This is a genomic window from Eubacterium sp. OM08-24 (assembly GCF_003438075.1).
GTDB lineage: Bacteria > Bacillota > Clostridia > Oscillospirales > Acutalibacteraceae > Ruminococcoides.
The window spans coordinates 362,960-373,723 of sequence record NZ_QSTA01000002.1; the positions used below are offsets into that span (position 1 = coordinate 362,960).

Annotated in this window: 12 protein-coding genes and 1 rRNA gene (1 of these 13 running past the window's edge); 9 read left to right on the forward strand and 4 right to left on the reverse strand. The window is 42.3% G+C overall.

Going from position 1 to position 10,764, the window contains the following annotated elements; all coding sequences use genetic code 11:
* Nucleotides 1-232: 232 nt before the first annotated feature.
* The 3 genes from DXC23_RS06560 to DXC23_RS06570 form a co-directional block, all read right to left on the reverse strand.
* Complete coding sequence (locus tag DXC23_RS06560) at nucleotides 233-835, reverse strand: TetR/AcrR family transcriptional regulator (RefSeq protein ID WP_022235195.1); 603 nt, start codon at nucleotides 833-835, stop codon at nucleotides 233-235.
* Between the two features lie 99 nt (nucleotides 836-934).
* Entirely contained in the window at nucleotides 935-2,077 is a 1,143-nt protein-coding gene (locus DXC23_RS06565; protein WP_117705352.1) for a HAMP domain-containing sensor histidine kinase, read from the reverse strand.
* Nucleotides 2,074-2,751 (reverse strand): response regulator transcription factor, encoded by a 678-nt coding sequence (locus tag DXC23_RS06570; protein ID WP_117705353.1) that lies wholly within the window; start codon nucleotides 2,749-2,751, stop codon nucleotides 2,074-2,076. The genes DXC23_RS06565 and DXC23_RS06570 overlap by 4 nt, the downstream gene beginning before the upstream one ends.
* Nucleotides 2,752-2,897: 146 nt before the next feature.
* On the opposite strand from DXC23_RS06570, the gene DXC23_RS12770 reads away from it, so the two are divergent.
* The 9 genes from DXC23_RS12770 (at nucleotide 2,898) to DXC23_RS06605 (ending at nucleotide 8,360) form a co-directional block, all read left to right on the forward strand.
* On the forward strand, nucleotides 2,898-3,044 hold the full coding sequence (locus tag DXC23_RS12770; RefSeq protein WP_242961752.1) for a CD1871A family CXXC motif-containing protein: 147 nt from the start codon (nucleotides 2,898-2,900) through the stop codon (nucleotides 3,042-3,044).
* On the forward strand, nucleotides 3,037-4,023 hold the full coding sequence (locus DXC23_RS06575; protein ID WP_117705354.1) for a 4Fe-4S binding protein: 987 nt from the start codon (nucleotides 3,037-3,039) through the stop codon (nucleotides 4,021-4,023). Before DXC23_RS12770 ends, DXC23_RS06575 begins: the two co-directional genes overlap by 8 nt.
* Before the next feature lie 5 nt (nucleotides 4,024-4,028).
* Complete coding sequence (locus DXC23_RS06580) at nucleotides 4,029-5,012, forward strand: TlpA disulfide reductase family protein (protein WP_117705355.1); 984 nt, start codon at nucleotides 4,029-4,031, stop codon at nucleotides 5,010-5,012.
* 545 nt (nucleotides 5,013-5,557) lie between these two features.
* Entirely contained in the window at nucleotides 5,558-6,052 is a 495-nt protein-coding gene (locus DXC23_RS06585; protein ID WP_117705356.1) for an RNA polymerase sigma factor, read from the forward strand.
* The gene (locus DXC23_RS06590) at nucleotides 6,045-7,133 is read left to right on the forward strand and encodes a hypothetical protein (RefSeq protein WP_117705357.1); all 1,089 of its coding nucleotides are present in this window, start codon (nucleotides 6,045-6,047) and stop codon (nucleotides 7,131-7,133) included. The genes DXC23_RS06585 and DXC23_RS06590 overlap by 8 nt, the downstream gene beginning before the upstream one ends.
* A 169-nt stretch (nucleotides 7,134-7,302) precedes the next feature.
* Complete coding sequence (locus tag DXC23_RS06595) at nucleotides 7,303-7,497, forward strand: hypothetical protein (protein ID WP_117705358.1); 195 nt, start codon at nucleotides 7,303-7,305, stop codon at nucleotides 7,495-7,497.
* Nucleotides 7,491-7,838: an IS66 family insertion sequence element accessory protein TnpB gene (gene tnpB, locus DXC23_RS06600; RefSeq protein ID WP_117705359.1), complete on the forward strand. Its 348-nt coding sequence runs from the start codon at nucleotides 7,491-7,493 to the stop codon at nucleotides 7,836-7,838. Before DXC23_RS06595 ends, tnpB begins: the two co-directional genes overlap by 7 nt.
* Before the next feature lie 79 nt (nucleotides 7,839-7,917).
* Complete coding sequence (locus DXC23_RS12435; RefSeq protein ID WP_158552480.1) at nucleotides 7,918-8,073, forward strand: hypothetical protein; 156 nt, start codon at nucleotides 7,918-7,920, stop codon at nucleotides 8,071-8,073.
* 20 nt (nucleotides 8,074-8,093) lie between these two features.
* Nucleotides 8,094-8,360 (forward strand): hypothetical protein, encoded by a 267-nt coding sequence (locus DXC23_RS06605; RefSeq protein WP_158552482.1) that lies wholly within the window; start codon nucleotides 8,094-8,096, stop codon nucleotides 8,358-8,360.
* A 639-nt stretch (nucleotides 8,361-8,999) separates the two neighbouring features.
* Here DXC23_RS06605 and DXC23_RS06615 read toward each other — a convergent pair.
* A 23S ribosomal RNA gene (locus tag DXC23_RS06615) occupies nucleotides 9,000-10,764 on the reverse strand (it continues 1,066 nt past the right edge of the window).

A 10,764-nucleotide genomic window follows, 5' to 3' on the forward strand; every position in this document is an offset into this window, starting at 1 on the left:
TAAATGATCGGCTCATACCATGGGGTGATGGCAAAGGGCTGACCCTTTTTTGTGCCGTACGGGTTGCTTTCATCCTCTGCCCATCCGACCGGTGGGGTTGTGTCGGGTGTGAGCAGTGTGCCGTATGCACTCGAGTCGGATGCCGATACTCCCAGAGTGGCATAGCTCATAATAGGTAAAGCAACACACATCACCATACATAGGGTGAGCAGGGTACAGAGTATTCGTTTTTTCATTTTCCGTTTCCTCCCTTCAAATATTGTGAACGGTATTTATCCGCAAACAGAGCGACACCCTGTTTTAAGACCTCCATTTGGGTTTTTAAATAATATTCATCCTCAAACATAGCATAGTGTACACAGGCACGAACAAATATAAAAATCAACGGTGTAATCACCGTGTACGGAATACCGATTTTCGGCTCCAACCGCTTGGCATATTCGGTATAGCGCTCATTCACTCCCTCAAAGAATTTCTTGCCGTGCTCAATATATTTCGGATGAGTATAGACCTGATACATCAGCCGATATTTTTTGCCGTGCTTCTTTGCGGTCCAATACGGAACCTCTCTCACAAATCGGACAACATCATTCGGGTCGGTGGGAGCTTTTTCCATAAAATCATCCTCAACCTTTTCCATACAGTATGCAGTTGATTCAATAATCAGTTCATCCACACTATTGAAATAGGAATACAGATTTCCCGTTGTACACCCACACGCTGCCGCCAAAGCCTTGATACCCGTACCGGTCAGCCCGTTTTCAGCATAACATTCAAAGCATTTTTCCATCATTTCCCGCTTACGCTCGTTGTGTTGTTCCTCTGTTGTTCTCATAATGTTCGCTTCCTTTTGATAACTAATCGATTAATTAACTATATTATAACACAGGACTACGGTAATTTCAACAATTTACTAAAAAAAATTTGCAAAATATTATATTTTTATCGCATCTGTCGGGAACTTTACTGATATAGCAGTACCCTTTTCCGAACTTTCTTCCACACGGACTTTACCATTGTGCAGTGTGACGATTTCCCACACCAAAGAAAGCCCCAAGCCTACGCCGCCGTATTCCCTGCTTCGGGATTTATCCACACGAAAGAAGGGCTGAAAAATACTTTCTCTGTATTGTTCGGGGATGCCGTAGCCGGTATCCGCAACCGTAATAACAAGCTGATTGTCTTTGTGCGTTACGGTAATATTCACTGTACCGTCAAAACGGTTGTAGCGTATAGCGTTTTCGGTCAGATTATATAACAAACGGTAAATCAGCGTGTCACTGCCTGTCATAACAGCATCGCCTGTGCTTTCAAGTGTAATGTTGTTCTTCTCTGCAAGGGGTGCAAGGTCAGTGAAAATCTCTTCTACCATAGGAGCTATCTCTATGCGGTCGGCACACGATACTGTCCGAAGCTCACTCATTTCCAACAGGGTTTTTGTCATTTGCGTCATTCGTTCGGTCTGCTCACGCAACAATCGGAGGAACTCCGCCGTTTCCGGCAACATCTCGGGATGCTCTGCCGAAAAAAGTTCAAGCTGTGCCTGCATCAGCGAAAGCGGCGTACGCAACTCGTGCGCCGCATTTCCCGTGAACTGTCGTTGAGCGGTAAATCCCTCATCAAGACGGTCAAGCATCCGATTAAATGACTTGACAAACTGTCTCATTTCAGGCGGAACCTCTTCGGTTATCTTCATATCCGTCAAATTGTTAGGTTGAACCTTTTCAACCCGAGCTGTAAAAGTACGCAGAGGCTTCAGCGCATGCCCGCTTAAAAAATACGCAAGCACACCGCCTAACAATGTTGCCACCGCCGTAATATACCAATTGGTAGTGATAAAGGATTCCTGTGCTCCGTTAATTACGATAGTTAATTCACGATCAAGCTTTTCGTGTTCGGGATCGAAAAAGTCAGGTTCTCCTTTGTCCGTATCTCCGTAACCTGTAACATAAGAGCCTATGGAATCCATGTAACGGCTGCCGGAATAGCCGATAAGAACATTCATAAAAACACAGGTAGCTCCGATAAGAAGTGCAGTCATCAGAGTTATGCGCCATTGCAAGGATAGCTTTTTCATTCTTTTTCTTCCTCCATAACATATCCTTCACCAATGCGATTGCGAATCGGGTCATAGCCGAGTGCCGCACGCAGTTTCTTTCGTAATGCAGAAATATGTACTCTTATTGAATTGCTGAAATTGTCAACACTGTTATCCCAAACATGGTCGAGCAGTTCTTCCTGACTGACGGGGCGACCTTGATTAAGAAGTAAATATTCAAGTATTCCGATTTCTTTTCGGGTAAGTGACAGTTCCTGACCGTCAGCAACGGCAACACGGGCTTTGGTGTCAAAAGCAACCCTTCCACAGTTCAAAACAACATTGTTTTGTGTAAAACGCCGGCGAGTCAGACTGCGTATTCGTGCCTCAAGCTCCTCCAAATGAAACGGCTTTGTCAGATAATCGTTTGCTCCGGCATCCAGTCCCTCCACCTTATCGGCAACCTCACAGCGTGCCGAAAGAATTAACACTCCGGTATCCCTGTCGGTTTCTCGCAGAGTTCGCAGTACCGTCATCCCGTCTGCACCGGGTAAATTCAGATCAAGTAAAACAAGATCGTACTTTTCCATTCCGAGCAACTCATTTGCTTTGTTTCCGTCATAGCAAAAATCAACGCTGTATGCCAGTCGTTTAAGGCTGCGAACAATTGTCTCGCACAGCGCACGCTCATCTTCAATTACTAAAATACGCATAAAAACTCTCCTTATTGTGTTTTAATATTTCTTTGATAATTTAATTATATCGCTCATACATAAAGTTTTTGTTAAGTTTTAATTCTTAACAGAGATTTTACATCCTATGTGCTACAATTAGAGCATAAAAGAAAGGGGTGACCGAATTGACTCGAAAGAAAAAAGCCGTATTTCAGATCGTGCTGATTATCTGCGGAATTACGATGCTGTGTTACGGAGCTCTGCGCGGAGAGGCAGAAACCGTGTTAAGCAAGGCAATCCGGCTGTGTTTGGAGTGTGTGGGAATTGGATAACAAAGAACCAAAGAAAAAAAGAGGCAGTGTATCGCAGTTCCTCTCACGCTTTAGATGGCTGATTCAAGCAGGAGCAACTTTGCTGAGCAATATTCATCTGCCGAATTTTTTTAAGGGCGGAATTTATCAAGGCAAAGGAAAGGCTGTTTGTGTGCCGGGACTGAATTGCTATTCCTGCCCGGCGGCATCGGGCGCCTGCCCAATCGGCTCGTTTCAGGCAGTGGTGGGTTCGTCAAAATTTAGTTTTTCATATTATATCACAGGATTCCTCATATTGATAGGGGTTCTGCTCGGACGTTTTATCTGCGGTTTTTTATGTCCGTTCGGATGGCTTCAGGAACTGTTACATAAGATACCGACAAAAAAGCTTTCCACTAAAAAGCTAAAACCGCTGACATACATAAAATATGCAGTTTTACTTTTTGCTGTAATTTTGCTGCCAATGCTTATTACAAACGATGTGGATATGGGAGATCCTTTTTTCTGTAAGTATCTTTGTCCTCAAGGGGTACTCGAGGGGGCAATCCCTCTTGCTGCCGTCAATTCGGGAATCCGTGCCGCACTGGGTACGCTCTTTTCGTGGAAACTGGGCATATTGATTACGGTAATCGTACTGAGTGTACTTTTCTACAGACCGTTCTGTAAGTGGCTGTGTCCTCTCGGTGCATTTTATGCATTGCTTAACAAGGTGTCGCTTTTCGGAATGAAAGTAGACAAACACAAATGTATTTCCTGCGGAAAGTGTGCCAAAGTATGCAAGATGGATGTAGATGTAACCAAAACTCCCGACCACGCCGAATGCATACGCTGCGGTAAATGTATCCGTGCCTGTCCTGTAAAGGCGGTCAGCTTCCGCTACGGCTTTGGCAAAGAAAATGAAAATGATTGTCCCGCTAAAAAAGCAGAAACACCAAAACAAAAAATTGAAGCAAAAATTGAAACAAAAATTGAAACAGATATTGAAACAGAAAAGGAGTAAACATTATGAAAATGACAAAAATTTTAACCTTACTGACTGCCTTGATGATGTTGTTAAGCTTTGCCGCCTGTGGCACAAACAAAGACAATAAGACTAATACGACTAATACTACTAATACTACCACAAATAAGAAAAGCGAAACAGCTATGCTGACAGCTATGAATCCAAATACAAAAGACGAGGCTACCGACCTGCATCAAAAACTGATGGCACGAGAAAATGCTATTCTTTCCGAAAACAGCGCACTTTGGGAAAAGGTATTTATTTCAGCCGATAAGGGTATGACGATGATTGAGGACGGCGGAAACTACGGTGATTTTCTTCTGAAAACCATTGACGGTATCAAGGATCAGTTCAGTGCAGATGAGTTGAAACTGCTTAATGAAGGTGCCGAAGAAATTAAGGAAATTGAAGGAAAGCTGACAGTTTTGGAACAAAAATTTCCCGGATGCGGAGAAAAACCGTCTGATGGAGATATGAGCGTTCCGGCGGAAAACGGTAAGCCCATCGAAAAGGATAATCTGATGAAATTCCCGACATTTGACGGCAAGGATCTTGACGGAAACGAAGTTAATAGCAGTACGCTTTTTGCAAAAAATACCGTTACCGTAGTAAACTTCTGGTTTACCACCTGCAATCCCTGCGTAGAAGAACTTGCCGACATGGAAGCTCTGAATAAACAGCTTGCAGAAAAAGGCGGAGCAGTAGTCGGAATCAATTCATTTACACTTGACGGTGACAAAACGGCTATCTCTGACGCAAAGAATATTCTGTCAAAAAAGGGTGTGACCTACAAAAACATTTGGTTTGATTCAAAAAGTAAAGCCGGAGAATTCACATCCGGATTGTACTCCTACCCCACAACTTATGTTGTCGATAAAAACGGTAATATTGTGGGAGAGCCGATTGTCGGTGCAATAACCTCAGAAAAGCAGTCCGAAAAGCTGCAAAAGTTGATTGATCAGGCAATTGCAAACAGCAAGAACTGATGTGTGCCTGTCCCGACAAAGTATCAGTAATGCATATTTTCAGGTTCTGTAACAGATGTTTTGTAACCGTCAAATAAAGCACACCTACACAAACCGCCCGAAAAGCGATACAATACAGAAAACGCAAAAGGAGGCGATTATGGTGACAAAACTCCTTCCTGTTTGGCGGATTGAACACAATGGCGAAAACCTTTAAATTTGTGAAAACAACCAAGAAAGAAAATCGTTATTTTTATTTATAAATAATTCTTTTTAGTGGATGTCGCCTGTTTTTCAAACTAAGTACAAGCACGCAAACAGCCACGCTGTTTGCACCTGATGAATTGTAATATCGGAAGATTTTATGGGCGCTGCCCATACCCGCAAGCCTTTAAAAATTCAGGTCAAGCCTTTAAAAAGGCTTGACCTGAATTTTTAAATTATTTGCCTTAAACACTGTGTTAAACCATAATTTTCCCAACTTTCAATAAATCCCCATTAAAATAAAAATATTTTTGCAACCTTTTTATAATTTAAAAAGTGTTATATACAAAGGTGGTGAAATAATGAATGATTTAAACAACGATGATTTTGTTACAACTGTCGTAAACGAATATTCCGATACGATTTACAGGGTGGCTTTGAACATAACAAAAAACAGCGCTGATGCATTTGATGTGTGTCAGGAAGTTTTTATAAGATTAATTAAAAACAAACATAAAATCAAAGACCGCAGTCATCTGAAAGCATGGCTTTTGCGTGTTGCCGTAAATTGCGCCAAAAGCTGCAAAACATCGGCATATGTTCGCCATTGCGTACCGCTTGCCGAGGCAAGAGAACAGGGTGTGTCGGATAATACTTTTGATAAAGCAATTTTTCAATTCGTTATGCAATTGCCGCCAAAGTACAGCGTTGCGATTTATTTGTTTTATTATGAAGATTTAAAAATCAGTGAGATTTCAAAAATACTGAATGTAACACAATCAACGGTTAAATCAAGACTTGCACGGGGCAGAAAACAACTTAGAGAAATTATTGAAAGGGAGCAATCATATGACTGATAAAAAAGATTTTAATGCGGAAGTATATAAAAATAATGCGAAAAATATTAAACTTAGCGAAAAGCAGAAAGCTGAATTGATAAAAGTAATGCGTGATACCGAAAAACAACATAAACAAAACAATGCATCGCACAAAGTTTTCAATTTGAAAACAGGAACAGCGGCAGCAATAGCCGCAGTGTTTGCATTTGTTGCAATATATGCAGGATTTTTTAAACCGAATACAGAGCGAATTTCCTCAAATAAAAATATTTTTACAATAACGGCAAACGCCGCCGAAATTGAGGACAAGTCTGAAATAGGTGTATTTTCGTCGGTCAACGGAAGTCAATATTTATTGAAAGATTTTAATAATGATGACACGATTTATCGAAACGCACAGGGAAAAACCGATTATTTTAATGATTTTGAACTTACAAACCTTAAAATCAGCGGAAAAAATATTGAGAGCGTGACATTTAATTCAAAACAAAAAGGAATTTATTTTCTTATAAATTCATATATAAACGATGATGAAAATTCGGAAGATGCGGAAGACGGCAATAGTTATAATTATTATAACAGTATAGCCATAGCCGAAATCGGAGATTTTTCAAATTACGGAATTCTTGATAATTCACAATATACAAAAGCGGAATTTAAAGAACATTCGGACGGTTTATATGGGGAGTTTTGTGACGGATTTACATTTACGGTAAAAAACCCGAGTGAAAACGAACAGGAGATAAAACTTGATAAAGCGATAAATCTTATGGTTGAAACCGACAGAACAGACAGTGAAATTGACAATTGGGCAGACGAATATTACCGACTTGACAGTGAACTTTTAAGTATGAGAGCGAAAAATCGTATGAGTGATGACGGAGAAAATCAAGTCACAGATGATGAAAATGCTCTTGAAACAAAGATGGAAAATATAAATAACAGCATACTTTCAAAAATTGTTGACGGAGCAGAGATTGATGTAAGCGTGCAGTTTACGGACGGAAGTGTCCAAAGCGAAAAAATCAGAATTTCTTACAATAACGGCAATTGCGGCGGGGAAGATAATTTCCCGAGTATTACTTTCAGATTGGTGTGAGTTTGGTTTAGCGAATAGTCAAACTAATAAATTTAAAAATTCAGGTCAAGCCTTTAAAAAGGCTTGACCAAACTTTTATAATTGTTTAGCAGTAACCGTCAAATAAAGCACACCTACACAAACCGCCCGAAAAGCGATACAATAACAGAAAACGCAAAAGGAGGCGGTTATGGTGACAGAACAGGAAGGTGCTTTGTTAGTCAGAAAATTTACGTACAGCAAACTGAGCGGACGGAAATTTTGCCGTGAAAACGGCATAAAACGCAGAACTCTCAGATACTGGATAGAACGTGCAGCTGAGCTTGCCGACGGGAAAGAAGTATATTTTTCTGAATTGGTATTGGGCGGTGAAAATAAATGCTGACTATCCACCCTGAAAAGATTTATATTTCCTCTGCAAATGTTGATATGAGAAAAAGTATAGACGGCTTGTCTGCGATTGTAGAGCAGAATTTCAAACTTAATCAGTTCAGTAACGCAATGTTTGTATTTCACAACAGGCACTGCGACAAGGTGAAAATTCTGTATTGGGACAGTGACGGTTTCTGCCTGCTGTATAAAAGAATAGAACACGGCAAATTCCACTTTCCGAGAGGTATTACAGCTGATAAACACACAGTTACTCAGGAAGAACTTTCGTGGCTTTTGCACGGCTTGAAAATAGAAGAAATTCATAAATACAATTCCCTTAAAAACGCTCGGTAAAACGGGCGTTTTTCTTGTATTTATGCGGTTTTTGCGGTATAATTAAGACAGTAAAAAACTGATTTCGGAGCGTGATTTTTTGAAAAATATGCCTACATATGAAGAACTTCCGGCACAGAATTCCGCTCTGAAAAAGCAGGTAAAATATCTCGGAAACCAGACTGAAAAGGCAGAGAAAAATACGAGCAAGCACAATCTGAAATTAAAAATCTTACACTTCATAATAAAGAATTAATCGCAAATTACAACTGGATTTTGGAACAGCTGAAATTAAGCAAGAAGAAAATTTACGGCTCATCATCAGAAAAGATAGCTGAGGATTACGGACAGCTTAATCTCTTTAATGAGGCTGAGCTTGAAAGACAGCCGCTCACTGTTGAGCCAAAACTTGAAGAAATAACCTACAAACGCAGGAAATCTTTGCACTTGAGAAGATTGACCCGAAAAATCCCGGAGAAAAAAGGAAATACACTCTTGAAGAAACCGCAGAAATCAGGGAGAAACATTCTGCTGATAAGGTAAAAGAATTTTTCAAATTCTGCGAAGAAAACCAAGGGAGAACTCTGCCCAAAAGTCTGACAGGCAGAGCAATCAGCTATGCCCTGAATCAGAGGGTAACGCTTGAAACTTTTCTTAAAAATCCGAAAATTGAGCTTACAAACAATTCGGCAGAAAGGGCGATAAAGCCGTTTGTCATAGGCAGAAAGAACTGGCTTTTCTGCAATAGCGAGGCAGGAACTCAGGCTTCATCAATAATCTATTCGATTATCGAAACTGCCAAGGCTAACAACATCAATCCATATGACAGGCTTGAGCAGATTTTCATAAGCATACAGCAAGGTGTCGACACGATAAAATCTCTGCTCTGAATTTTATACTTTTACACTTACAGCCCACTTGAATCTCTCAGGTGGACTATTGTTATTCTCGTTTTTTGTCAAGGTGTGCCTTATTTTACGCTTACTGTGCTTTATTTGACGGTTACGTTGCAAACACCGCTTAGACAAACAAAAAAGCACTACCGAAGTAGTGCTGTAAGTTCAAAGGTCACCTTTTAAAAGGTGTATATTAAAGGGAGTACCCTGAAAACTGAATAAAGGTTAAGCAAACCATTGAGAAGTAATATTGTAAATACTTTAATAAGCTGACCAAAAGACTCTTGTGGTCAAGCCCTCGACCTATTAGTACTGCCAAGCTAAATGCCTCACGACACTTACACACGCAGCCTATCAACCTCGTAGTCCTCAAGGGGTCTTACTTGCTTATGCAATGGGATATCTAATCTTGGAGTCGGCTTCACGCTTAGATGCTTTCAGCGTTTATCCGTTCCGTACGTAGCTGCCCAGCCGTGCCATTGGCATGACAACTGGTGCACCAGAGGTACGTCCATCCCGGTCCTCTCGTACTAAGGACAGAGCTCCTCAAATATCCTGCGCCCACGACAGATAGGGACCGAACTGTCTCGCGACGTTCTGAACCCAGCTCGCGTACCACTTTAATCGGCGAACAGCCGAACCCTTGGGACCGAATACAGCCCCAGGATGTGATGAGCCGACATCGAGGTGCCAAACCTCCCCGTCGATGTGGACTCTTGGGGGAGATCAGCCTGTTATCCCCAGGGTAGCTTTTATCCGTTGAGCGACGGCATTTCCATTCACATACCGCCGGATCACTAACTCCAACTTTCGTTACTGCTCGGACCGTCATCCTCGCAGTTAGGCTGGCTTTTGCGTTTACACTCAGAGGCACGGTTTCCGTCCGTGCTGAGCCAACCTTTGAGCGCCTCCGTTACCTTTTCGGAGGCGACCGCCCCAGTCAAACTGCCCACCTGACAATGTCCCCCGACCGGATTCACGGTCGCAGGTTAGAATTCCAGAAACCTAAGGGCGGTATCCCAACAACGACTCCGTATAAGCTGACGCTCATACTTCCCAGTCTCCCGCCTATCCTGTACATAGATTTCCGAAACCCAATATCAGGCTACAGTAAAGCTCCATGGGGTCTTTCCGTCTTGCCGCAGGTAACCGGCATCTTCACCGGTACTACAATTTCGCCGGGTGGGTAGTTGAGACAGTGCCCAGATCGTTACACCATTCGTGCGGGTCGGAACTTACCCGACAAGGAATTTCGCTACCTTAGGACCGTTATAGTTACGGCCGCCGTTTACCGGGGCTTCAATTCGGAGCTTGCACTCCTCCTCTTAACCTTCCGGCACCGGGCAGGTGTCAGCCCCTATACTTCATCTTTCGATTTGGCAGAGACCTGTGTTTTTGCTAAACAGTCGCCTGGGCCTATTCTCTGCGGCTCTTTCGAGCACTCCTTATTCCGAAGTTACGGAGTCAATTTGCCGAGTTCCTTAACTACCCTTCTCCCGCTGGCCTTAGAATTCTCTTCCTGTCCACCTGTGTCGGTTTGCGGTACGGGCGTCTACTTCTATTCACAAAGCTTTTCTCGCCATACGCCACATTTACTTCCCTACTCTAATTTCAGTCCCTTGCGCCCGGGTCAACCATCGCCCGGGTTAAACGCTTTGTATGTGTCCCTTTGTTTAAATTGTAGACGGTAACGGAATATCAACCGTTTGTGCATCGGCTACGCCTTTCGGCCTGACCTTAGCTCCCGACTTACTTGGAGCGGACGAACCTTCCTCCAAAAACCTTAGACTTTCGGCCATTAAGATTCTCACTTAATTCTCGCTACTTATTCCGGCATTCTCACTTCTGTACAGTCCACCGCCGCTTTCGCTACGACTTCACTCCGTACAGAACGCTCTCCTACCATACCTTGCGGTATCCTAAGCTTCGGTGTATAGTTTAGCCCCGTTAAATTTTCGGCGCAGAATCACTCGACCAGTGAGCTATTACGCACTCTTTTAATGAGTGGCTGCTTCTAAGCCAACATCCTGGTTGTCTATGCAATTCCACAT

Coding starts and splice junctions, on each gene's coding strand:
- DXC23_RS06580 (WP_117705355.1), top strand. CDS start 4,029: ATGAAAATGACAAAAATTTTAACCTTACTGACTGCCTTGATGATGTTG.
- DXC23_RS06560 (WP_022235195.1), bottom strand. CDS start 835: ATGAGAACAACAGAGGAACAACACAACGAGCGTAAGCGGGAAATGATG.
- DXC23_RS06570 (WP_117705353.1), bottom strand. CDS start 2,751: ATGCGTATTTTAGTAATTGAAGATGAGCGTGCGCTGTGCGAGACAATT.
- DXC23_RS06565 (WP_117705352.1), bottom strand. CDS start 2,077: ATGAAAAAGCTATCCTTGCAATGGCGCATAACTCTGATGACTGCACTT.
- DXC23_RS06595 (WP_117705358.1), top strand. CDS start 7,303: ATGGTGACAGAACAGGAAGGTGCTTTGTTAGTCAGAAAATTTACGTAC.
- DXC23_RS06585 (WP_117705356.1), top strand. CDS start 5,558: ATGAATGATTTAAACAACGATGATTTTGTTACAACTGTCGTAAACGAA.
- tnpB (WP_117705359.1), top strand. CDS start 7,491: ATGCTGACTATCCACCCTGAAAAGATTTATATTTCCTCTGCAAATGTT.
- DXC23_RS06590 (WP_117705357.1), top strand. CDS start 6,045: ATGACTGATAAAAAAGATTTTAATGCGGAAGTATATAAAAATAATGCG.